Consider the following 20838-nt stretch of genomic DNA (forward strand, 5'->3'; position numbering starts at 1 on the left):
GGACCGGGCGGCTCGGCTCCAGCACCGGAAAGTCCCGCGGCGGGGGGCGCCGCCGTACCCCGCGAAGCCCGTCAGGCTTGATGTCTTCGCGTGGCACGGCGGGCCGGCCCCACTGAAGCGCGCCGCCCCGCACAGAGGGGGATGGTTGGGGGGAGCAGCTCAGGGGTGGCCCGGTCAGGGCTTGCCGCCCGGAATGCGGGGTGCTGCGGCGGGGTCAGCCTGGTGGCAGGTGGAGTTGGTCGGGTGGGAAGTGGCCGGCGGGGATCTGGTCGCGTAGGGCGCGCCGGACCGCCTGCTGCACCGCGTGGTTGGCCGGGGTCGGTACGCCGTGCTCCCGGCCAAGCAGGACGATCTCGCCGTTGAGGTAGTCGGTCTCCACCGAGCCGGCGCCCCGGGCCAGGCTCTGCCAGGTCGAGCCGCCGGCCCGCTCGTGGCCCCGTACCGGGTGCACGTCCACCCGGTGGCCCCGCTCGGCCGCCTCCTCCGCCTCGGAGGTGTGGGCGATGCCGGCGGCGGCCAGGACGGCCATCCCCTCGTCCCGTACCCGGGCGGCGAGGTCCGGGGCGGCGCCCCGCCCGAACAGCGCCTCCACGCCGTTGCCGAGGTTGCGCAGCAGCTTGCCGTACTTCCAGCGCATCACGTCGTCGCGGACGGGCGCGACGAAGCCGGCGCCGGCCAGCTCGGCGGCGATCTCCGCGGCGGTACGGTCGCTGCCCGCCGGGTAACGCCCGATGTGCAGCAGGCCCGGGTGCGGGTGGCCGCTCGCGACGATCGAGCCCGGTTCGAGGTTGGTCGCGGGCAGCCAGACGCAGACCGGGTGGACCCGGTCGAAGAGGCGCAGCGCGGCCCGCTCGTTGGCGACGCCGTTCTGGGCGGTCAGCAGCGGCAACCGCTCGCCGGCCGTACCGCCGCCGTGCACCGGCACGTCCACCCAGGTGCGCAGCGCCGCCTCGGTGTCCTGCGACTTGACCGTCAACACCAGTACGGTGTCCGCCGGCAGGACCAGGTCCGCCGGGTCGCCGACGGCGGGGAGGCGGGCGGTGTACTCGTCCCGTGGGGTGGCCAACGTCAGGCCCCTGCTCCGCAACGCGGCGAGGTGGGCGCCGCGGGCCACCAGGGTCACGTCGTGTCCGGCCCGGCTGAGTCCCACGCCGATGGTGCCGCCGACCGCCCCGGCGCCGATGATCAAATATCGCACCGCACCATTCTGCTCCGGACGGATCCGCGCGGACCGGCCGTCCCCCGATCAGCCCGGCGACGCGGTCATCGCGCCTCCCCGGATCAGCGGGGTGACGCGGTCATCGGCGGCAGGTTCGTGAGCTTGGCCGGGTCGAGCTGGTCGTAGATGCGGGTGATCCGGCCCCCCGCGCTCGCGAAGGCCATGCTCACCCGGATCGTGGCGGCGCCGGTCACGACGTCGACCAGCAGGCCCGGGTCGCCGTTGACGAGCACCGGTTCGATGGCGAGGCGTATCGCCCGGCGGTGGACCTGCCGGAACAGACCCAGGACGAGGCGGGCGACCTGCTGCGCGCCGACGACCGGCCGCCGGCCCGCGGGGAAGACCCCGCCGCCGTCGCCGGTCGCGCTGACGTCGGGAGCGAGTACGGCGAGCAGGGCCGCCAGGTCCCCGCCCTGGGCGGCCTGGACGAACGCGGCGACCAGGCGGCGCTGCTCGGCGGGGTCCGGTCGCTGCGACGGCGACGCGCCCTGGTCGGTCACCGTCCGGCGGGCCCGGGAGGCGAGCTGGCGGGCGGCCTCGGTGGTGCCGCCGAGCAGGCGGCCGATCTCGGCGAACGGGACGGCGAAGACGTCGTGCAGGACGAACGCCACCCGCTGCTCCGGGCTGAGCCGTTCCATCACCACGAGCAGGGCGTAGCTCACCTCGTCGCGGCGTACCGCCAGCTCCGCCGGGTCGGCGGTCGACCCGCTCTGGTCGGGCAGGCGGGAGACGTCCGGCTCGGGCAGCCACGTCCCGACGTACGCCTCCCGGCGTACCCGGGCGGAGCGCAGCAGGTCGAGGCAGAGCCGGGCGGTGACGGTGGTGAGCCAGCCCTGCGGGTCGTCGATGCCGGGGCGGGCGGCGGCGAAGCGCGGCCACACCTCCTGCACCACGTCCTCGGCCTCCGTGCGGCTGCCCAGCAGGCGGTAGGCGACCGCGGTCAGGTACCGGCGGTGCGTCTCGAACTCGGCGGCCGGATCCGTCATCCGTCGACCGTACGGCCGGACGTCCGGCCGGGGTCCACGGGGTGGCGGTGTTCACCGTTCCACGGGGTGGCGGTGTCCACCCCGCTACGGGGCGGCGGTGTCCACCCCGAGGCCGGTCAGGAGTGGCCAGATGAGCTGCCCCGCGCCGAGGCCGAGCGCGAAGAGGTTGACGACCCAGAAGAGCCCCACCCAGAGCAGGGCCGGCACCCTCGTGACGCCCGCGAGCTGGTCCGCGTCCGACTCCGGCATCCGCCCGCGCTGCCGGAGGATCTGCAGCTCGCCCACGGGGCGTACGCCGCCGAAGAGCAGGAACCAGACCCCCGCGTACGCGAACGCGGCCTGCACCTGCGGCGTGGCGTACCAGGAGATGGCGAGGACCACGCCGGTGGTGACGAGGATCGAGAGCACGCCGTAGAAGTTCCGGATCATCACGAGCATGGCGAGCAGCAGCGCCACCGCCACCCAGAGCAGCAGGGTGATCCGGCCCGCGCCGAGCAGCCAGGCGCCGGCGAGCCCGATCAGCGACGGGGCGACATAGCCGGCGAGCAGCGTGAAGATCATGCCGGGGCCGCTCGGCCGGCCGGCCGACAGGGTGAGGCCGGAGGTGTCGGAGTGCAGCCGGATGCCGTGCAGCCGGCGCCCGGTCAGCACGGCGGCGAGGGCGTGACCCCCCTCGTGGGCGATCGTGATCGCGTTACGGCTGATCCGCCACGGCGTCCGGGTGAGCACCACGACGAGCGCCAGCACCGCGGTGATCAGGACGATCGCCGCGGGCGGATCCGGTTGCGCCCCGAAGAGCCGGTTCCAGAATTCGGTGAGCCCGTCGAACGACATAGGGGGCGAGCGTAGCTCACTCGGAAGAACATTCACGATGGCGAGCGTGGCTGGGCTTGACCTCAACCAAAGTTGTGGTCGCAGGCTGGGCGCATGAAGATTTCGGAGCTGGAGCTGGCCTACCTCGCGAGCCAGCGCCTGGGCCGGCTCGCCACGCTCGCGCCCGACGGCTTTCCGCAGAACAATCCGGTCGGCTTCCGGTACAACCCCGGCCTGGGCACCATCGACATCGGCGGGTACCGGATGGGCGACAGCCGCAAGTTCGGCAACGTACGGGCCAACCCGAAGGTTTCGTTCGTGGTGGACGACATCGCCTCGCTGGACCCGTGGCGGGTGCGCGGGGTGGAGATCCGCGGGGTGGCGGAGGCGCTCACCGAACAGGACCCGCTCCGGCCGGGGATGAGCGGCGAGATCATCCGGATCCACCCGCGCCGGGTCCGGTCCTGGGGGCTGGACGCACCGGTGCCGTCCCCCGAGCAGAGGGAGCGGTAGCGGGATGCGTGCGGTGTGGTGGAGGCGGGCCGGCGGGCCCGAGGTGCTCGTCGAAGGCGAGGCGCCGGACCCGCGCCCGGAGGCCGGAGAGGTGCTGATCCGGGTCGCGGTGGCCGGGGTGACCTTCGTCGAGACGCAGGTCCGGGCCGGGCGCGCCCCCTGGCCCGTCCCACCCCCGCCCGGCATCCTCGGCAACGGGGTGGGCGGCACGATCGCCGCCGTCGGCGACCGGGTGGATCCGGCGCTGGTCGGAAGGCTCGTCGTGAGCAGCCTCCGCGGCCGGGGCGGGTACGCCGAACTGGCCGTGGCCGCCGCCGACGGTGTGCATCCGGTACCGGAGGGGCTCAGCCTGACCGACGCGGTGGCGCTGCTCGCCGACGGGCGTACCGCGCTCGGCCTGCACCGGTTGGCGGCCCCGGCGCCCGGGGAGTCGGTGCTGGTCGAGGCGGCCGCCGGCGGGGTCGGCAGCCTGTTGGTGCAGTTGGCCAGCGCGGCCGGCGCCCGGGTGATCGCCGCCGCCTCCGGCGCGTCCAAGCTCGAACTGGCCCGCTCGCTCGGCGCGACCGCGACCGTCGACTACACGGCGCCGGGCTGGCCGGACCGTCTCGCGGCGGAGGCGCCGGCGGGGCTCGACGTCGCCTTCGACGGTGTGGGCGGCGAGACCGGTCGTACCGTCTTCGAGGCGGTGGCCCGCGGCGGCCGCTTCCTGCCGCACGGCCTCGCGAGCGGCAGCATGACCGAGACCGGCGACGCCGAGGTCCGGGGCGTGCGGGTGATCGGGATGGCGGACTTCGGCTCCCAGGGCCTGTCGCCGCACGAGTTGGCCGCGGCGGCCCTGACCGAGGCGGCGGCCGGGCGGCTCCGGCCGGTGATCGGCCAGACCTACCCGCTGGCCGAGGCCGCCCGGGCGCACGCCACGATCGAGGCCCGTCAGACGATCGGGAAGACCCTGCTGCTCGTCGAGTGATCGGTCCGGGCTGGCGGTACCAGGTTTTCACGCTCCGTTGGTGAAGAAATCTTTAAACAGTCTTGCGATCATCGATATTTACCTTCAAAGATGAATCCCAATGCTTCGTCAGCCTTGGGAGGGACGATGAACAGCAACGGAGCGGACCCCGAGCGCAGATCGCGGCGCGTACGGCGGCTGGTGGCCACCGCCGTGGCCATCGCCGCCACCGCCGGCACGGTGGTGGGCGTGACCGCCGGTACGGCGCAGGCCGCCACCACGGCCGGCGTCGACGTCTCGCACTACCAGGGTTCGATCAACTGGACCAGCGTGCGGAACAGCGGCATCGAGTTCGCCTACATCAAGGCCACCGAGAGCACGAACTACAAGGACCCGCAGTTCAACACCAACTACGTGGCCGCCTACAACGCCGGCGTCATCCGCGGGGCCTACCACTTCGCCCGGCCGAACGCCTCCTCCGGTGCCGTACAGGCCAACTACCTCGCCAGCAACGGCGGCGCCTGGTCCGCCGACAGCCGTACCCTGCCGGCGGCCGTCGACCTGGAGAACAACCCCAGCGGCGCCCAGTGCTACGGCCTCAGCCAGACCGCGATGCGTAACTGGATCGCCGACTTCCTGAACACGTACCGCTCCCGCACCGGCCGGTACGCGGTCATCTACACCACGACGAACTGGTGGAACACCTGCACCGGCAGCTACACCGGCTTCTGGGCCAACCACCCGCTCTGGCTCGCCCGCTGGGCCAGCGCGCCCGGCACCCTCCCGGCCGGCGCGCCGGTCTGGAGCTTCTGGCAGTACACCAGCACCGGCGCCGTCTCCGGCATCGCCGGCAACGTCGACCGCGACTACTGGAACGGCAGCCGCGACCGCCTGGTCGCGCTCGCGAACAACACCGCTTGACATCCTCTTCGAAGCTGCGCCCTCGCCTGGGAATTCGTGGGAGGACAGACAGACTCAGCGGCAGCGGGATCGGCTATCGCCATCCGGTCGATGGCTGGTCCCGCCGCCGCTGACGCCGTCCTGTGGTTCGCCGTCCTGTGGTTCACGCCCTCCGACGCGGACCCGCCGTCACCGGCACCCGCATGGCGAACGAATTACGTGGGGCGAGCGAAGCCCTGGCGGGGGCGGTCTGCCTTTCGGATACGCCGCGCCGCAGCGCGAGCAACGTACCCGCCGCAGCGACGGCCACGGTCACGACACTCGCGAGCGCGACCAACGCGACCATGCCCAGATGCGCCACGAACAGTGCCGCGTCGCCAATGGCGACGAGCATCCACAGCGCCACACTCGGCTTCGCCGCACGTCGGCGGTAACTCATCGTCGTACCTCCTTCCGTCGTGCCATCGTTCGTACCCAGCCAGGACAGAGTTCACGCATCCCGACGGCAACGAGCCTGCACACTCGTCACGCCAGGAACGGGCTCACGTGATGACTCCGAACGGCGACGATGCCCGCCCGCCACGGCGCGGATGCCCGCGAGCGGACAGCCCTCACAGTTGCCGCAACTGCTCGGGGCGCACGGCAGCCGTCGCGATGGTCTCCCCGTCCTCGTCGACGAACTCCACCTCGTAGGCCCGCCTCGGCTGATCGAAGACGTGCACGATCGTCCCGACGCTCCCGGCAGGAAGCCCTTCGTCGGGCAGTCCTACCGTCAGCGCGACCATGTCGAACAAGTTCATCGGTCAGCCATTCTTGGGCGGAAAACAACCGTGACCATTCCGGCCTGTTTGGACGCCCAGTCCTCCGGACCATCTAGCTCGGCGGCCCGCCGCCAAGAAACCAGCACCAGGACGCCCGAAGTCCTGTGGACGCATGGAGGACCGGCCGCGATCAGGTCCTACTATCCGCGCCTACAAGACCGCCGAATCGCCAGCGACGTCCTCGTTCGGCTCAGGCGGGATGATCCGATAGTTCGGGATGAGCAGCCTGCGTTCCTCGGCAGGCAAACCCGGTGGAATCATCGGCACCCCTACGGGCGCCCGAGTACGAGATATCAGGATTCCGTTCAAGCAACTGTCGCACCAGACCGAGGCGTACGCCACCCGATCCTGGTCGTCACCCGTGAAGGAAACCCTCACAAAACCGTCACCGCAGCTGGGGCAAACAACCACACTCCGCGCCGGAAGTGCCCGATAGACCTGCTCGTACGCATCGACCCACGCCTCCCAGAGACTCGCCACGGACTCACCTCCCTTCAGCCTCGCGGCGGCTCAAGAGATGATCACCTTGGGGCGGCAGTTATGGAGCTACCAACCTCGATGCGGCCCGACAGACTGCCGTCGACGCCGATAGTGGCCACGCCGGGCGGCCCGTGCAGCTCGACGGTCCGGACGACGGTTCGGATCTCCAACCCACCCCCGGTTCGTACCGCGATCTCGTCGCCGACGCGCAGGTCAGCCCCTTCGAGCCGCCCTGGGAACCAGCACCAGCTCTAGCCAAATGGGACGGTCTCTTCCCGCCAGACCCTACCCGGGATGGCGCATCCGGCGTCTTCCCGGGCGACGACGAGAACAACTTGACCGGTACGTCGAGTCTTCGGAGTAGGAAAGTCGACTCCCAAAATGCGTATAGGCTGATACGTTTCCTCGTCCATCAGAGATGACACTCCGACGATTTCGCCACTGAGCACCGCGCCACAGGCAAGTAGACCACCGCGAGCGGGGATATCGAACACCTTGTCAACTCTGAATCTGACAGGCGTCATTTGTGTCTCCTAAGCGTTCGAGAGCGTCGGTCTCCACTCGCTACGCCTCGTCCTCAAGCGCGGCAAGCGGACGCCGCAGGTGCTCGCCGGCACGCTGCTGCAGCACATGGTCGTACTCGCGCGCGATGGTCGCCGCGAGGACCTCCTCGTCTGCAAAGCTCGCCGGTCCGGAATCGGAGTGTGACCGAACCAACGCGTCCGCCGAGACCTCAACGCCACGAGCCATGCCGGCCCGATCCTTGAGCCGACCCAGGCTAGTAAAGTCCCGTCACCCGCCGCAGGCCCACGCTCGCACCGCGGGATCGAATCAGCTTGGGTGGGCAGTTATGGAGCTGCCGACCTCGATACGGTCCGACAGACTGCCGTCGACGCCGATAGTGGCTACGCCGGGCGGCCCGTGCATCTCAACGGTCCGGACGACGGTTCGGATCTCCGGCCCGTCCCCGGTTCGTACCGCGATTTCGTCGCCGATGCGCAGGGCAGCCCCTTCAAGCCGCCCGGAAACCAGCACTAAGGAACGTCCGGAGATCCTGTGAACGAACTCCACCGTCATCCGCGAACCAGTCAACGCGCTCAACCCTTGTTCCTCCGCCAATTTTCCACGTAACGGTCCTCGACGGCGTACGCCTCGTCTTCCAGGGGCCCTGTGAGGGTACTGATCCTGCCCTCACGGTACTGGTCTACGTGCACCCGCTCATGGGCAATCGTGCGTACGAGCGTCTCTTCGTCTTGGAAAGCCGCCGGCCCCAACTGGATACCCTTATCATCTGTACGTGCTGCGGCCTGCGCGAAATCGAGGTAGGCCGCGTCGTCAGAACTTTCAATGATCTCAAGGTTGACCCCGTCAAGGTCGACCTCGGCCAACCGTGCGTAGTGGTCCACCATTTCTCGTGTACGTGGCAGCCCAAGGCCGCCGTCCAATACCTGACGATTAGTGAGGGCGCCTGATCGAGAATGTAACCCCGGTTGCCGCCTCACCGCTGGGCGGGTTAATGCGGGCTCGGTGCGGGCCAGGCGGGCCAGGAGGTCGCGGAGCTGCCGCAGGATGTCGTCCAGCCGCGACAGCATCGGGGCGAGGCGGCGCAGACTGCTGATCAGGCCCGTCAACAATCGGGCGATCTTCGCGGCCCACTTCGCCGCCAGCGAGGAGACCTGCGCGGCCACCCACGGCAGGCCCGCGCCGAGGGTGCCGCCGGCGATGGCCAACCACTCCCAGAGCCGTACCGCCAACACCGAGACGAACTCGGCGATGAGGTCGCGCACGACCTCACGTACCAGCGCGACGACCAGCCCCGCGCCCAGCGTGACGGTCGCCATCGCCTCCGCGCCCGACCCGGCCGTCACGAGCGCCTCGTGCTGCTCCCCGGCATACCGCCGGTACGCGTCCCCGGCGGCGCCCTGCCAACCGGCCAAATCGGCCTGTACCGCCTGGTCCAGATCCGCCGCCGCGTCCCGCATCGCGGCCGCGACGTTCGTCCAGGTTCCCGCGTACGCCGTGATCTGATCCGGATCGCCGGCCAACCGGTCGAGCGCGTCGGAGAGCGGCTTGACGTGCTCGATCAGCCAGGCGACGCCCCACGAGACGAGCTGACCGAGCGGGTCGGTGACCGTGGCGAGCACGTCCAAGCCCGCGGCGAACCCGCCGATGGTTCCGTCGATCCACGACCCGCCCTCGAAGGCGGAGACCAGCAGCTGGATGTCTTCGGCCAGACCGATGCCGGTCCAACCGCCGGTACTGTCCACCCGCGCCTCGACGAGCGGATTGGCCGTACCCGTCACCGGTCCCCGGATCCCGGCGAACCGAGCCGGACCGCCGCGTCGGCGTCCGAGGCCTCGTAGCGGACGGCGGCCGTACGCAACGATCGGGCCGACTCGTCCAGCGCCCCGCGTGCTTCGGAGAGCACGTGATCGAGCCGGTCGTGCAACGGGTCGAGCATGCCGGGAAGCATCCGGCACAGCTGACCGTACGCGTCCGAGCCGAGGCGCACCTGCCGGGCGGCGTCCAGGCCGCGCAGGACCTCGCCGCCGATCCGGTCGACGGCGCCGGCGTGACCGACCAGCGCGTCGGCCGGAACCGCAACGCCACGAGCCATCGGCGACCCTCCCAGCGGTCGAATCCGTACCGGGCCGCACCAGCCCGATCCGTTGAGCCGGACCAGACTAGTCAAACCTCGTCACCCGCCGCGACCCCACGCTCGCACTGCGAGACCAGAGTCGGCGTCGGACCGTCGGACGGCGATGAGACCCTAGTTGCTTGCGGGCCGGAATCCGTCCACGATCACCTGGAAGTTCGGCAGGTTCTGTTGCCAGACGGACTCGGGCGTCTCCCACCGGATCGCGTACCCGTGCTTGGGGCCCGTGACGAAGCCCCGGTTGATGGTGTGGACCCGGACGCCGTCCCGGTTCTGGCGCCATTCCCAGTCGGCGGCTTCGTTCCAGTAGTCGACGCGGCGCATCGCGACCAGCTCGTAGCCGGGATAGTCTCCCTTGCGCCTGCGCTCCTGATCCCGCCAGTCCGCCAGCGCGTCCGACTTCGGGCTGTCGGTCCAACCCACCAGGAACCACCGGCCGTCGCCGCCACGGAAATAGATGTTGCCGTCGTTGCGCCGCTCCACCCGCCACCCGTCCGGCACCGGAACGGAGAAGCCCTCCTGCGGGTCCCGGTACAGCTTCCAGCCCGCAGGGATCACGGGCTCGCCCGGACCGGACGGGGTCGCCGACGCGGTGACCGTGGGCGCGGCGCTGGTCGGCGGGGGCGGGGCCGGCGCGGAGGTAGGAGCCGCCGACGGGCTCGACGCGGACGGCGAGTTGTCCGTACCGGTCTGAGCCCCGGTGTTGTTCCCGGAGTCGCGAGTGGCCAGCGGGACGATGATGACCAGGGCGAGCAGGATCAGCACGACCACCGCGCCGATGATCCAGTTGCGGCGCGGCCCGGGCAGCCCGGCCAGGGCCGCACCGACCGGGTTCTCCCGGTCGCCGCGCGCGACGGTGGCCGGCGGTCCGAGCACCGGTGCGCTCGCGGCCGCCGCCGGAGGCTCGGCCTTCCGCTCCTCGGCGGTACGGCCCGGCCCGGGCACGAGTTGGGTGGGCTCGGCGGGCTTCTGCGAGCCCGACAGGAGCTGGGTCGGAGGCTCGGCGGTACCGGACCCGCTCGCAGCGGGACGTGCGGTCGAGCCGCTCTGCCTGTCCTCGGACGACGCACCGGCGTCGCGGGGCGCCGGGGTGGGTACCTTCGCGGTCGGCTCCGCCCCGCCGGCGCCGGCCGGAGCGGACGTCTCGGGCACCGGCCCGCCGACGTCGACGCGGGTCGCCGCCTCCGTCGGATCCGCCGGCGTCGGCTCCGGGGCCGCCGGTGGCGTCACGGGCGGCGCCGGAGGACGTTCCTCGGCCGGGCGCGGCTGCGGTACCAGGGTGCCGCGCGCCTCCCGCGGTCCGTTCGGCCCGGGTCGGCGTACCCCGTCCAGCAGCGACATCGCCCCGCGCGTACGACCGGTCGCCTTGCGCAGCAACCGCTCCGCCGTCTCCGCGGTGATGCGCTGGGTGGGATCCTTGCGGAGCAGTCCGACGAGCACCGGCTTGAGCGCGCCGGCGTTCTTCGGCGGCGGCAACGGCTCGGTCGCGAGGGCCGCGAGCGTCCCGATCGCGGAGGGACGGGCGTACGGCGACTGCCCCTCCACCGCCGCGTAGAGCGTCGCGCCGAGCGACCACAGGTCCGCCTCGGGACCGGCCGTGCCGTCCCGGGCGCGCTCCGGTGCGATGTACGCCGGCGAGCCGAGCACCAGCCCCGTCCGGGTCACGTTCGGGTCCCCGGGTACGGTGGCCAGCCCGAAGTCGGTGAGCACCACCCGGCCGTCGTGGCCGAGCAGCACGTTGCCCGGCTTGATGTCACGGTGCATCACGCCGGCGCGGTGCGCGGCCCGGAGTGCGCCCAGCACACCCAGGCCGATCTCCGCCGCGCGGGCCGGTGGGACGGGCCCGTCGTTGGCGAGGACGTCCTGGAGCGAGCGCGACGGGATGTACTCCATGACGATCCACGGATCGCCGTCGGTGCGGAGCACGTCGAAGACGCGGACCACGTTGGCATGGTTGAGTCGGGCGATGGCACGGGCCTCACGCAGGGACCGCTCGCGCATCTCCCGGCGTTCGTCGTCGGTCAGGCCCGGCGGCGGTACCAGCTCTTTGATCGCCACATCGCGGTGCAGCACCTCGTCACGGGCCTTCCAGACGCGGCCCATGCCGCCCTGACCGAGCGGCTCCACTAGCCGATATCGGTCAGCGACGAGTTGGGGGGACGCGTTGGCCATCCCGGTGACGGTACCCGGCCGCCGCCAACGTCATACCTGCGGCACGCCATTATGAGACGTCGGTCAGTTGACACCGTCGTACGCTGGTCCAATGTCTGAGCATGAGCCAGTGTTCCGGGTGATTCGCGGCATTCCTACCGACGAGGAGCTGGCGGCACTGGTCGGAGTGATCTTCGCCCGGCCCCGTCCGGCCGCACCGGCCGCCGCCCCCACGCCCTCGGTCTGGGCCACGCGCGCCCGACCCGGTACCGTGTCCGCGTCCGGAGTTCCGGCGCGGCCCGGTGTCGACGCCTGGCGGACGTCCGGACTCCCCCACTAACGCGGCCCGAACGGGGCTGCCCCGCTGGCCGTGACCTACTAATCTCACGGTGGGGTAGATCGGCTGTCATGCCTGGGGAGGGGCAACGGTGATACCTGAGGAAGACCGCGGACCGGCCTGGTTACGCGACTACAGCGCGATCGAGGCCGACATCTCCAAGATGGAGGAGTTCGCCAAACAGCTGCGCGACGAGGTGACGAAGAACTACGCGCCGCACCTCGAGTACGTGAACGAGGACATGAGCGTCCAGCTCCCTCCCGTGGACCCCCGGTTCGGCGAGCTCTACTCGTTCCTCACGGTCCATCGGGAGTCCCTCGCGGGTACGAACGAGATCGTGCACCACTACCGGGACGCGACGGGCGGCTTCGCCACGGCCGCCGACGAGGTGAGCAAGAACTACGGCAACGCCGACGCCTTCTCGGCCGCACGCGTCAAGGATGTCGAGGTCGCGCTGGACAAGACGGCCGCCGCGAAGCCCACGGCGCCGGTGACCACCGATCCCTACGCGGCGACCGACACCGACATCCCGGAGGTGAACTACTGATGATCCCCGCAGAGGGCGGAGGCAGCTCCGGCACCAACTGGTACGCCTACGAGGTGTCGGACATGTGGGCCATGCTGAAGGACCAGCAGACCGACAACCACTGGAAGCAGGTCGCCGGCTGGAAGAAGACGTACGAGCTCACCTCGACGCACCTCTTCCGGCTGAAGGAATACCGCGACAAGCTGATCGAGGCGTGGAACCCGGAGAAGAGTGATGCTGCCAAGGCGTACGTCGAGCGGCTGGACTATCTGATCGAAAACGTCCAGCAGACGTACGACGTGGCGATCGCGAACTACACCACCTCTTCGAGCGCGATCAGCGCCATCAGCATGGCCCGGTACGACCTCGAAAAGGTCTACCAGGAGTACGCCCAGAAGAAGCAGTCGGCGAACTCGTCGGCCTCTTCCATGCCCTCGGTGCCCAGCTCGGAGATCGCAACCCCGACGCCGTCACCGTCGCCCGGTCCGTCGCCCACGGACCAGGCCGAGCTGGAGCGGTTGAACAACAAGGCCCGCGGCATCATGTCGAAACTGGGCGGTGAACTCGCCTCGGCCCAGGTTCAGATCAAGCCGCCACCGACGTACAAGCCGTCCAAGGGTGGGATTGAGTCCGACCCGGATGTCTATGGCGGAGGCGGAGGGGGAGGGGGCGGCGGGTCCGCACCGCCGCCGATCCCGCCGATCATGACGGTGTCGACGCCCACGCACGCGCCGTCGCACGGGTCGATGCCCACGAACCTGCAGCCGGTGCCGACGCCGACTCCTCCGTCGACTGGTCCGATCCTGGGCGGAGCTCAGCCGGTGCTCCCGCCGCCGGCGCCTCCGATCACGCCCACCCCGCCGGCGCCCTTCCCGCCGACACCGCCTCCGCCGCCCACCATCGGCCTGCCGCCGATACCGCCCGGGCCGCTGCCGCCGACGAACTACGTCACGGGGCTGCCGTACAACCCGACCACGGGCCCGATGGCGAAGCCGGGCCCAATGGGCTTGATGAACACGCCTCGGGCGATGCCGCCGGGCGGGCTGATCGGCGGGCAGCCCGGCATGGGCCTCGGCCAGCCCGGGGGTGCCGGGGCTGCCGCGCGACGGATCAACCCGATCGGTGGGGTGATCGGTGGCAACGGCAGCGCGTCCGGCATGCCGATGGGCGGCCAACGCGGGGCGGCCGGCATGGCTCCAACCGGGCGCAAGTTCCAGCACGGTGAGGAAGAGACCGGCCAGCGGTGGGATCCGGACAACCCCTGGGCGACCGACGAGGGCGTCGCCCCGGTCGTGCTGCCGTCCAGGGAGAACGGCCGAATCGACCCGGGGCCGGCGATCGGCTTCGATCGGTGAGTTTGCGTGCCATCAAGACGGCCGTGGCGGTGCTGACCGCCACGGCCGTCGCCGTGCTGCCCGCCGGTCCCGCCCAGGCGGACCGAATCCGTGACGACCAGTGGCACCTGCGGTACCTCCGCGTAGCCGAGGCACACAAGATCAGCCAAGGCGAGGGCGTCACCGTCGCGGTCATCGACACCGGCGTCGACCCGCACCCGGACCTCCGCAATAACCTTTTGCAAGGAACGGACGTTATTGCGGGTGGACGTGGTAACGGTCAAGGCGACACAGACTCACACGGCACCGGAATGGCCGGAATTATTGCAGCCCACGGCCACGGCAACAGCGGGGCGCTTGGAATTGCGCCCCAAGCTAAGATCTTGCCAATCAGAGACGAAACAAGCTCTCAGGCAGGAAATGCAGACAACATTGCACAGGGAATAAATTACGCTGTTTCACATGGCGCAAGGGTCATCAACATCTCTTCAAGCAGCGGACCGTCGCCATCCCTCGACAAGGCCGTGACAGCAGCAGTTAGGGCAGACGTTTTGATTGTCGCCGGCGCCGGCAATAAGCCTCGCGATTTTGGCGTAACTTTCCCCGCCTTCCTTCCAGGAGTGTTGGCAGTAAGCGCAACGGATCGCAATAGTAACCTTTCAAACGTTTCGGTTACTGGCCGGAAGATAGCGATAGCAGCGCCCGGGACCGACATCTACACCACCAGACCCAACGGCGCCTACCGCGCGGGAACAGGCACCTCCGACTCCGCCGCTATCGTTTCGGGGGCGGCGGCGCTGGTACGGAGCAAGTACCCGAACCTGTCCGCGCAGGAGGTCGTACACCGGCTCACCGCGACGGCGGTCGACAAGGGTGCCCCGGGACGCGACGAGGAGTACGGCTACGGCATCCTCGACCTGGTCGCGGCGCTGACCGCGGACGTACCGCCGTTGGCGACCGGTACGCCCAGCGCGGACCCGAGCCCGGCGGAGAGCGACCCGGTCGCCGCGCCGCCGAGGCAGCCCTCTAACGGCAGCGGGGACACTCTCCTGCTCGTCGCCGGGCTCCTGCTCGTGGTCGCGCTCGCGATCGGGCTGCTGGTCGTACTCTCGCACCGCCGCCGCAGGGCGGCCGGCGCCGGCCGGGTCACCGGCTCGGCCGGGTCCGGTGGCGGACCCGCCGCGGGCGGGACCGACGGCTGAACCGGTTGCCGAACGGGTAGCGTCACCGGTCGTGCGAACGACACCTGCTCCCCACCTCGTCCTCGCCTCGGCCAGCCCGGCCCGCCTGAAGGTGCTGCGTGCCGCCGGCATCGAGCCTGAGGTGATCGTCAGCGGCATCGACGAGTCACAGGTTCAGACCGAACGGGCAGACGATTTGTCCCTGGAGCTTGCCCGCCGGAAGGCACACGCCGTGGCGGACACGATTCGCGGCAGCGCGGCGCCTGGAACGCTGGTACTCGGGTGCGACTCGGTCCTGGCGTTCGAGGGTGCGGTCCTCGGCAAGCCGACCGACGCCGCCGACGCGACCGCGCGCTGGCGGCGGATGCGCGGCCGGGCGGGGGTGCTGCACACCGGGCACTGCCTGCTCGACCTCGCCAGCGGCAAGGAGGCGGCGACGGCCGCCAGCACCACGGTGCACTTCGCCGAGATCACCGATGCCGAGATCGCCGCGTACGTCGCCACGGGCGAGCCGTTGCACGTCGCGGGCGCCTTCACGATCGACGGTCTGGGCGGCCCGTTCGTGGAACGGGTGGAGGGCGACCCGGGTACGGTGATCGGGCTGTCGCTGCCGCTGTTCCGTACCCTCCTCGGCGACCTGGGCGTACAGATCACGGACCTGTGGACGGGCGTCTGGCCCGCGCCCGGGCCGGGTCAGCCCGGTCCGGCCCCACTGGACTAACGTCGGCTCATGACCAGGAAGTCGTTGCCACTCACCGACGAGCTGCACTCCTACATCGTGGCGCACGGTACGCCGCCGGACGAGCTGGCTCAGGAACTCGCCGAGGAGACGCAGGCGGCGCTGCCGGACGAGGCGGGCATGCAGGTCGCCCCGGAGCAGGCGGCGTTCCTCACGTTCCTGACCCGGCTGCTGGACGTCCGGCACGCGGTGGAGATCGGCACCTTCACCGGGATGTCCTCGCTCGCCATCGCCCGTGGCCTGCCCGAGGGCGGGCGGCTGACCTGCTTCGACATCTCCTCCGAGTTCACCTCGGTGGCCCAGCGGTACTGGGAGCGGGCCGGGGTGAGCGACCGGATCGAGCTGCGCATCGGGCCGGCCGCCGAGACGCTGCGGTCGCTGCCGACGGAGCCGCACCTGGACCTGGCGTTCATCGACGCGGACAAGACCGGCTATCCGCTCTACTGGTCGGAACTGGTGCCCCGGATGCGGCCCGGTGGGGTCATCGCCGTCGACAACGTGCTGCGGCACGGCCGGGTACTGGCGCCGCAGGACGAAGCCGACCGGGCCATCGCCGCCTTCAACGAGACGGTCCGCGACGACGTACGGGTCGACGTGGTGATGTTGCCGGTCGCCGACGGTCTGACGCTCGCCCGGCGCCGCTGACGGGGTCGGACTCCGGAACGTCGGGCCGGCCGTCCGGGTTGTCCTCTTCCGCCCTTGCGCGCGCCGCCGTACCCATCCACGATCACGGATAGCTCGCGCCCACGGCACCGTCGGTGCCGTGGGCGCACATCTCGTGATCGAAACGGCCGCGAGCGGGCGACGCCTTCGCAGCCGCGTACGGCGGCCGAGCGGCACCGGAGGAGGGTCGGCATGCTGGAGTTTCCGGAGTCCAACCGGCGAGCGCTGCTGCGGGCGGCGGGTGGCACGTTCGCCGCCGCGGCGGCGGCGGCGGCGGTACCGATGGTGGCCGGCATGGCGCCCTCGCCGGCGTACGCGGTCGTCGTCTCCGGGCTTCCCTGGGTCGGTCCCGCCGGCTCGGGCGCCCCGTTCGAGGTCGATCCGGCCGTCGGCGCCCAGCAGGCGATCAACGACGCGCTGGCGGCCGTCGGCCAGGGCGCGGTCTTCGTGGCCGGCGGCACGTACCCGGTGAAGGGGCCCATCGTCCTCGGCGACCGGCAGAGCCTCGTCGGCGCCGGCCCGCTCTCCACGCTGTTGAAGGCCGCCCCCGGCTTCGCCGGCAGCGCGCTGGTCCAGACTCCGTCGGGCACCTTCACCGGCTCGCGCGTCTCGGTACGCGACATCGGGCTGGACGCCGCGAAGCTCGCCGCCAACGGGATCAACCTGCAGATCTCGGCGAAGCCCACGACGTACGGGCCGGACCCGGCGCCCTGGCTGTCCCGGGTCTTCGTCGCCCAGACCACGGGCGACGGGATCTTCCTGGGCGGGGCCTACTCCGGCGGGCAGCGGGAGTTCAAGGTGACCGACTGCCGGGTCGAGAACGCCGGCGGCTGGGCGTACCACCTGGACTCCTCCGACGGGTTCGTCAGCGGCTGTTCCGCCCAGGGCGGCACGCTGGGCGGCTACCACCTGGCGGGCGGCAACATCAAGGTCTGGGGCTCGAAGGTGTACGGCTCGGGGTCCGGCGCCACCCCCGGGCCGGGTTTCCGCGTCGGCACCCGCGCCACCGTGGTGGGTTGCGAGGCGCAGGACACTCGCGGCTGCGGCTTCGAGATCGTGGGGCGGGGTGCCACCGTCTCCGGCTGCACGGCCGACTCCACCGGCGTCGGCGACCCCGGTACCGACCGCTACTCGGCCGGCTTCTACGTGGGCAGTTCGGCGGTGAGCGTCGACGGCAACGCGTACCAGCGGGCCGGTGGCGGCGGGTCGTGGATTCCTGCGAAGGGCATGATGTGGGCGCTGTACCTCGCGTCCGGCGTGGACTACGTGATGGCCCGCGTCGTCGGCGACCCGAACCGGCCCGCTCCCTTCGTGGGCGGGGTGAGCGGCACGGTGGGCGCCAAATCGTCGGTCACGGTCCTGGTCTGAGCGGCCCGGCCACCGGGACTCGCACGCTCGCCGATCTAGGGCAAATCGTCGTGATTGGAGATCGAACCACAGGGATATGCCCTAGATCGACGTGGGCTAGCGGCGCGGCGAGTGCGGTCGCTACGCCTCCGCCTCCGCGGCCTGGACGGCGGGCGCGGCCGGCCCGTCGATGCGGGCGTCTAGCGGCGGCAGGGCCGCGGCGCGCAGCCGCAGCGCCCGCCCGAGGCGTACCGCGAGCAGCGCGGCCACCGCGATGAGGCCCGGGACCAGCAGGAACGCCAGGTGCGGTCCGGCCACGTCGGAGAGACGACCGAGTACGACGGGAGCGACCCCGAACCCGACCGCCACCGAGTACGACGAGTAGGCCGACGCCCGGTCGGCCTGCCCCTCGGCGGCGGCCAGCGCGACCGAGATGCCGAGCGGGTAGTGCATGCCGTTGCCGAGCCCGACGAGCAGCAGCCCGAGGACGGCGAGCCAGCCGACGGTGGCGAGCCAGAAGACGGCGAACCCGGCGAGGGAGACGCCCAGGGCCCCGACCAGCAGCGGGATCGGCGGGACCCGCAGGGCGACGCGGCCTCCGGCGATCCGCCCGACGCACATCCCGGCGACGATGGAGGCGAGCGCCGCGGAGGCCGCGCCGGCGGACATGCCGGCATGGGTACGCAGCACGTCGGCCGACCAGAGCGAGAGGCAGACCTCGATCGAGCCGGTGACGCCGAGCAGGCACCAGGCGATCCAGTACGCCCGGGGCAGCCGGCCGGCGCTGGCCGTACCGGTCGTCGGGTCGGCGCCGCGCCCCGGGCGTACCCGGAACGCGAGCGCGGCCAGGGCGACCAGCGCGATCAGCCCGACCTCGGCGGCGAGTGCCGGCCGCCAGCCGGCGCCGGCGCCGACGGCGAGCCCGATGACGATGGGCGCGAGGATTCCCATGCCGGCGCAGGCGGCGTTGGCCTCGCTGATCGCGGCCGGCGCCGCCGACCGGTGGTGCGCCACGAGCGTGGTGTTGATGCCGCTGACCAGCAGCGTGCCGGCCGTCGAGGTGAAGACCGTGGCGGCGAGGGTGGCGGCGGTGGGCCGGAGCAGGCAGAGCGCGGCCACGCCGACGGCGACACCGGCGAGGGCGCACCAGGTCGCCCAGCCCCGGCCGAGCCGCCGGGACAGGACCGGGAAGAGCAGCCCGCCGAGCACCCCGCCGACGGCCAGCCCGGTGCTGTGCAGGCCGGCGACGGCGGCGCTGGTGTGCTGCTCGTCGCGGAGCAGCGGCACGACCGGACCGAAGCCGTAGAGGAAGAAGCCCCACACGCCGAGTTGCGCGTAGCTGAGCCACGTGAGCCGGTCGTGTAAGAGGCGAGGCACGGTCGAGACGTTACCGGGTCACCGGCTCGCGGTGCCGCCGGGCCGGAACGCCGCCGGGCCAGAACCAGCGGGTTCCGGCCCGGCGGCGACGGGGACGAACTACCGCACGCTGCGCGCGAACTCGCGGGCGGCCCACCAGACGGCGGCGGCGGTCAGTACGGCCACGATGGTCAGCCCCTGCCACACCCGGTCGTTGCCGAGGTCTCCCGCGAAGAGCGCCCGGGTGCCGTCGACGGCCCAGGAGAACGGGTTCCAGTCGGCGACGTGGCGCAGCCAGGACGGTGCGAAGGTCAGCGGCAGCAGGATGCCGGAGAGCAGCAGCACCGGCTGGGCGATCGTGTTCATCAGCGGCGCCAGCGCGTCCTCGCTCTTGACCCGCAGCGCGATGCCGTACGAGACCGCCGAGGTCATCAGCGCGATCAGCGCGAGCATCAGGTACGCCAGCAGCAGGTCCCCGATGAAGACGGTGAGCCCGAAGGCCAGGGCCAGCAGCGTGATGATGATGGCCTGGGCGATCAGCGAGACCACGTCCCGCAGCGAGCGCCCGAGCAGCAGGGCGAGCCGGCTGACCGGGGTGACCCGCGACCGTTCGATCACGCCGGCCCGCAGCTCGGCGATCAACCCGAATCCCTGGAACAACCCGCCGAAGATGGCGAGCAGCACCAGCAGGCCCGGTACGAAGATCCGGTACGCCTCGGCCTGGGTGGGGGCGTTCAGCGCGGGCTTGAGCAGCGGGGCGAAGAGCAGCAGGTACATCACCGGCTGGAAGACGCCGACGAAGATCCAGATGGGGTTGCGGATCAGCAGCAGGAACTGCCGCTGGAAGATCAGCCAGGTGTCCCGGGCGAGTTTCATCGGATTCTCCTGTGTGGGGGCGGGGTCAGGACTCGCGCAGCGAGCGGCCGGTCTTGGTGAGGAAGACGTCGTCGAGGCTCGGCCGGTGCAGCTCGATGGAGCTGAGCGCGATACCGGCGGCGTCGAGCGTGCGCAGGATCTGCGGCATGACGGTGGTGCCGTCCTCCACGTAGAGCCGCAGCCCGCCCTCGTCGGGGGTCTCCAGCTTCGTCACGTACGGCTCGGTGTCGAAGACCTCGGCGGCCCGGGACGCGGCACCGTCGACGCCCACGATGACGACGTCGCCGGAGACCTCGCGCTTGAGTTCGGCGGGCGTCCCCTCGGCGACGATCTCGCCATGGTCCATGATCGCGATCCGGTCGCAGAGCGCGTCGGCCTCGTCCAGGTAGTGCGTGGTGATGAAGACGGTCATCCCCTCGTCACGGAGGCGCCGGATCTCGTCCCACATGTGCGCCCGACTCTGCGGGTCGAGCCCGGTGGTCGGCTCGTCCAGAAAGACGATCTTCGGCTCGTGGATGATCCCGAGGGCGATGTCGACCCGGCGGCGCTGCCCGCCGGAGTAGGTCTTGCACTTGCGATCGGCGTACTCGGTCAGTTGGAACGCCTCCAGGGCGCGGACCGTACGCGCCTGCGCCTCGGCCTTGCCGAGCCCGTACAGCCGGGCCTGGAGCACCAGCTCCTCGCGCGCCGTCGAGTCGTCCCAGGTGCTGCCGCCCTGGGCCACGTAGCCGATCCGCCGCCGCACCCCCGCCGGGTCTTTCCGCAGGTCGGCGCCGGCCAGGGTGGCCTCGCCGCCGTCGGGCTCGATCAGCGTGGCGAGCATGCGCAGGGTCGTCGTCTTGCCGGCGCCGTTCGGGCCGAGGAAGCCGAAGATCTCCCCCTCGGCCACGACGAGGTCGACGCCGCGCACCGCCTCCACCGTCTTCGTCTCTTTGCCCTGTCGGGAGCGGAACGACTTCCGCAGCCCTCTGGTCTCGATCATTTTCTGCTCCTG

The 20838-nt window shown here is 71.2% G+C and carries 23 protein-coding genes; 10 read left to right on the forward strand and 13 right to left on the reverse strand.

The window, feature by feature from the left end; genetic code table 11:
- Positions 1 to 214: 214 nt before the first annotated feature.
- The 3 genes from AB0J86_RS23195 to AB0J86_RS23205 all read right to left on the reverse strand — a co-directional run bounded on the left by AB0J86_RS23195 (position 215) and on the right by AB0J86_RS23205 (position 3039).
- Positions 215 to 1198: a 2-dehydropantoate 2-reductase N-terminal domain-containing protein gene (locus AB0J86_RS23195; RefSeq protein WP_363859682.1), complete on the reverse strand. Its 984-nt coding sequence runs from the start codon at positions 1196 to 1198 to the stop codon at positions 215 to 217.
- A gap of 83 nt (positions 1199 to 1281) precedes the next feature.
- Positions 1282 to 2205, reverse strand: coding sequence for an RNA polymerase sigma factor SigJ (gene sigJ / locus AB0J86_RS23200; RefSeq protein ID WP_363859683.1), 924 nt, complete (start codon positions 2203 to 2205; stop codon positions 1282 to 1284).
- Positions 2206 to 2289: 84 nt separating this feature from the next.
- Positions 2290 to 3039 (reverse strand): M50 family metallopeptidase, encoded by a 750-nt coding sequence (locus AB0J86_RS23205; RefSeq protein ID WP_363859684.1) that lies wholly within the window; start codon positions 3037 to 3039, stop codon positions 2290 to 2292.
- A gap of 93 nt (positions 3040 to 3132) precedes the next feature.
- Here AB0J86_RS23205 and AB0J86_RS23210 point away from each other — a divergent pair, with 93 nt between their 5' ends.
- From AB0J86_RS23210 to AB0J86_RS23220, 3 genes are all read left to right on the forward strand, one after another.
- Positions 3133 to 3531: a PPOX class F420-dependent oxidoreductase gene (locus AB0J86_RS23210; RefSeq protein WP_363859685.1), complete on the forward strand. Its 399-nt coding sequence runs from the start codon at positions 3133 to 3135 to the stop codon at positions 3529 to 3531.
- A 4-nt stretch (positions 3532 to 3535) separates the two neighbouring features.
- The gene (locus AB0J86_RS23215) at positions 3536 to 4498 is read left to right on the forward strand and encodes a zinc-binding dehydrogenase (RefSeq protein WP_363859686.1); all 963 of its coding nucleotides are present in this window, start codon (positions 3536 to 3538) and stop codon (positions 4496 to 4498) included.
- 126 nt (positions 4499 to 4624) lie between these two features.
- Positions 4625 to 5398 carry a GH25 family lysozyme gene (locus AB0J86_RS23220; protein ID WP_363859687.1) on the forward strand — a complete coding sequence of 258 codons (774 nt, stop codon included), beginning with the start codon at positions 4625 to 4627 and terminating at the stop codon, positions 5396 to 5398.
- 142 nt (positions 5399 to 5540) lie between these two features.
- Here the strand turns inward: AB0J86_RS23220 and AB0J86_RS23225 are convergent, their stop codons facing one another.
- The 7 genes from AB0J86_RS23225 to AB0J86_RS23255 all read right to left on the reverse strand — a co-directional run bounded on the left by AB0J86_RS23225 (position 5541) and on the right by AB0J86_RS23255 (position 11506).
- Complete coding sequence (locus AB0J86_RS23225; protein ID WP_363859688.1) at positions 5541 to 5816, reverse strand: hypothetical protein; 276 nt, start codon at positions 5814 to 5816, stop codon at positions 5541 to 5543.
- Positions 5817 to 5988: 172 nt separating this feature from the next.
- Positions 5989 to 6177 carry a DUF4926 domain-containing protein gene (locus AB0J86_RS23230; RefSeq protein ID WP_363859689.1) on the reverse strand — a complete coding sequence of 63 codons (189 nt, stop codon included), beginning with the start codon at positions 6175 to 6177 and terminating at the stop codon, positions 5989 to 5991.
- Between the two features lie 1065 nt (positions 6178 to 7242).
- Positions 7243 to 7428: a hypothetical protein gene (locus AB0J86_RS23235; protein ID WP_363859690.1), complete on the reverse strand. Its 186-nt coding sequence runs from the start codon at positions 7426 to 7428 to the stop codon at positions 7243 to 7245.
- Positions 7429 to 7509: 81 nt separating this feature from the next.
- The gene (locus AB0J86_RS23240; protein WP_363859691.1) at positions 7510 to 7755 is read right to left on the reverse strand and encodes a hypothetical protein; all 246 of its coding nucleotides are present in this window, start codon (positions 7753 to 7755) and stop codon (positions 7510 to 7512) included.
- A gap of 20 nt (positions 7756 to 7775) precedes the next feature.
- Positions 7776 to 8981: a hypothetical protein gene (locus tag AB0J86_RS23245; RefSeq protein ID WP_363859692.1), complete on the reverse strand. Its 1206-nt coding sequence runs from the start codon at positions 8979 to 8981 to the stop codon at positions 7776 to 7778.
- On the reverse strand, positions 8978 to 9295 hold the full coding sequence (locus AB0J86_RS23250) for a type VII secretion target (protein ID WP_363859693.1): 318 nt from the start codon (positions 9293 to 9295) through the stop codon (positions 8978 to 8980). Before AB0J86_RS23250 ends, AB0J86_RS23245 begins: the two co-directional genes overlap by 4 nt.
- A gap of 153 nt (positions 9296 to 9448) precedes the next feature.
- Complete coding sequence (locus AB0J86_RS23255) at positions 9449 to 11506, reverse strand: serine/threonine-protein kinase (RefSeq protein WP_363859694.1); 2058 nt, start codon at positions 11504 to 11506, stop codon at positions 9449 to 9451.
- A 91-nt stretch (positions 11507 to 11597) separates the two neighbouring features.
- On the opposite strand from AB0J86_RS23255, the gene AB0J86_RS23260 reads away from it, so the two are divergent.
- The 7 genes from AB0J86_RS23260 to AB0J86_RS23290 all read left to right on the forward strand — a co-directional run bounded on the left by AB0J86_RS23260 (position 11598) and on the right by AB0J86_RS23290 (position 17633).
- Positions 11598 to 11825: an acyl-CoA carboxylase subunit epsilon gene (locus AB0J86_RS23260; protein WP_363859695.1), complete on the forward strand. Its 228-nt coding sequence runs from the start codon at positions 11598 to 11600 to the stop codon at positions 11823 to 11825.
- A gap of 88 nt (positions 11826 to 11913) precedes the next feature.
- Positions 11914 to 12369: a hypothetical protein gene (locus AB0J86_RS23265; protein WP_363859696.1), complete on the forward strand. Its 456-nt coding sequence runs from the start codon at positions 11914 to 11916 to the stop codon at positions 12367 to 12369.
- Positions 12369 to 13703, forward strand: a complete 1335-nt coding sequence (locus AB0J86_RS23270) for a hypothetical protein (RefSeq protein WP_363859697.1) — start codon at positions 12369 to 12371, stop codon at positions 13701 to 13703. Before AB0J86_RS23265 ends, AB0J86_RS23270 begins: the two co-directional genes overlap by 1 nt.
- The gene (mycP, locus tag AB0J86_RS23275) at positions 13700 to 14884 is read left to right on the forward strand and encodes a type VII secretion-associated serine protease mycosin (RefSeq protein WP_363859698.1); all 1185 of its coding nucleotides are present in this window, start codon (positions 13700 to 13702) and stop codon (positions 14882 to 14884) included. The genes AB0J86_RS23270 and mycP overlap by 4 nt, the downstream gene beginning before the upstream one ends.
- A 31-nt stretch (positions 14885 to 14915) precedes the next feature.
- Positions 14916 to 15584, forward strand: a complete 669-nt coding sequence (locus tag AB0J86_RS23280; RefSeq protein WP_363859699.1) for a nucleoside triphosphate pyrophosphatase — start codon at positions 14916 to 14918, stop codon at positions 15582 to 15584.
- Between the two features lie 9 nt (positions 15585 to 15593).
- Entirely contained in the window at positions 15594 to 16247 is a 654-nt protein-coding gene (locus AB0J86_RS23285) for an O-methyltransferase (protein WP_363859700.1), read from the forward strand.
- A 210-nt stretch (positions 16248 to 16457) separates the two neighbouring features.
- Positions 16458 to 17633: a glycosyl hydrolase family 28-related protein gene (locus AB0J86_RS23290; protein ID WP_363859701.1), complete on the forward strand. Its 1176-nt coding sequence runs from the start codon at positions 16458 to 16460 to the stop codon at positions 17631 to 17633.
- Between the two features lie 120 nt (positions 17634 to 17753).
- Here the strand turns inward: AB0J86_RS23290 and AB0J86_RS23295 are convergent, their stop codons facing one another.
- From AB0J86_RS23295 to AB0J86_RS23305, 3 genes are all read right to left on the reverse strand, one after another.
- Complete coding sequence (locus AB0J86_RS23295; protein WP_363859702.1) at positions 17754 to 18989, reverse strand: MFS transporter; 1236 nt, start codon at positions 18987 to 18989, stop codon at positions 17754 to 17756.
- Positions 18990 to 19088: 99 nt separating this feature from the next.
- On the reverse strand, positions 19089 to 19844 hold the full coding sequence (locus tag AB0J86_RS23300) for an ABC transporter permease (protein WP_363859703.1): 756 nt from the start codon (positions 19842 to 19844) through the stop codon (positions 19089 to 19091).
- Positions 19845 to 19869: 25 nt separating this feature from the next.
- Positions 19870 to 20826 carry an ATP-binding cassette domain-containing protein gene (locus tag AB0J86_RS23305; protein WP_363859704.1) on the reverse strand — a complete coding sequence of 319 codons (957 nt, stop codon included), beginning with the start codon at positions 20824 to 20826 and terminating at the stop codon, positions 19870 to 19872.
- Positions 20827 to 20838: the final 12 nt, after the last annotated feature.

It is taken from the genome of Micromonospora sp. NPDC049559, from assembly GCF_040676675.1.
Classification (GTDB): domain Bacteria; phylum Actinomycetota; class Actinomycetes; order Mycobacteriales; family Micromonosporaceae; genus JBFAPK01.

Excerpts from the sequence above, each read along its gene's own strand:
- sigJ (WP_363859683.1), bottom strand. The coding sequence starts at position 2,205 with ATGACGGATCCGGCCGCCGAGTTCGAGACGCACCGCCGGTACCTGACC.
- AB0J86_RS23205 (WP_363859684.1), bottom strand. The coding sequence starts at position 3,039 with ATGTCGTTCGACGGGCTCACCGAATTCTGGAACCGGCTCTTCGGGGCG.
- AB0J86_RS23210 (WP_363859685.1), top strand. The coding sequence starts at position 3,133 with ATGAAGATTTCGGAGCTGGAGCTGGCCTACCTCGCGAGCCAGCGCCTG.
- AB0J86_RS23215 (WP_363859686.1), top strand. The coding sequence starts at position 3,536 with ATGCGTGCGGTGTGGTGGAGGCGGGCCGGCGGGCCCGAGGTGCTCGTC.
- AB0J86_RS23220 (WP_363859687.1), top strand. The coding sequence starts at position 4,625 with ATGAACAGCAACGGAGCGGACCCCGAGCGCAGATCGCGGCGCGTACGG.
- AB0J86_RS23225 (WP_363859688.1), bottom strand. The coding sequence starts at position 5,816 with ATGAGTTACCGCCGACGTGCGGCGAAGCCGAGTGTGGCGCTGTGGATG.
- AB0J86_RS23230 (WP_363859689.1), bottom strand. The coding sequence starts at position 6,177 with ATGAACTTGTTCGACATGGTCGCGCTGACGGTAGGACTGCCCGACGAA.
- AB0J86_RS23235 (WP_363859690.1), bottom strand. The coding sequence starts at position 7,428 with ATGGCTCGTGGCGTTGAGGTCTCGGCGGACGCGTTGGTTCGGTCACAC.
- AB0J86_RS23240 (WP_363859691.1), bottom strand. The coding sequence starts at position 7,755 with ATGACGGTGGAGTTCGTTCACAGGATCTCCGGACGTTCCTTAGTGCTG.
- AB0J86_RS23250 (WP_363859693.1), bottom strand. The coding sequence starts at position 9,295 with ATGGCTCGTGGCGTTGCGGTTCCGGCCGACGCGCTGGTCGGTCACGCC.
- AB0J86_RS23255 (WP_363859694.1), bottom strand. The coding sequence starts at position 11,506 with ATGGCCAACGCGTCCCCCCAACTCGTCGCTGACCGATATCGGCTAGTG.
- AB0J86_RS23260 (WP_363859695.1), top strand. The coding sequence starts at position 11,598 with ATGTCTGAGCATGAGCCAGTGTTCCGGGTGATTCGCGGCATTCCTACC.
- AB0J86_RS23270 (WP_363859697.1), top strand. The coding sequence starts at position 12,369 with ATGATCCCCGCAGAGGGCGGAGGCAGCTCCGGCACCAACTGGTACGCC.
- AB0J86_RS23285 (WP_363859700.1), top strand. The coding sequence starts at position 15,594 with ATGACCAGGAAGTCGTTGCCACTCACCGACGAGCTGCACTCCTACATC.
- AB0J86_RS23290 (WP_363859701.1), top strand. The coding sequence starts at position 16,458 with ATGCTGGAGTTTCCGGAGTCCAACCGGCGAGCGCTGCTGCGGGCGGCG.
- AB0J86_RS23300 (WP_363859703.1), bottom strand. The coding sequence starts at position 19,844 with ATGAAACTCGCCCGGGACACCTGGCTGATCTTCCAGCGGCAGTTCCTG.
- AB0J86_RS23305 (WP_363859704.1), bottom strand. The coding sequence starts at position 20,826 with ATGATCGAGACCAGAGGGCTGCGGAAGTCGTTCCGCTCCCGACAGGGC.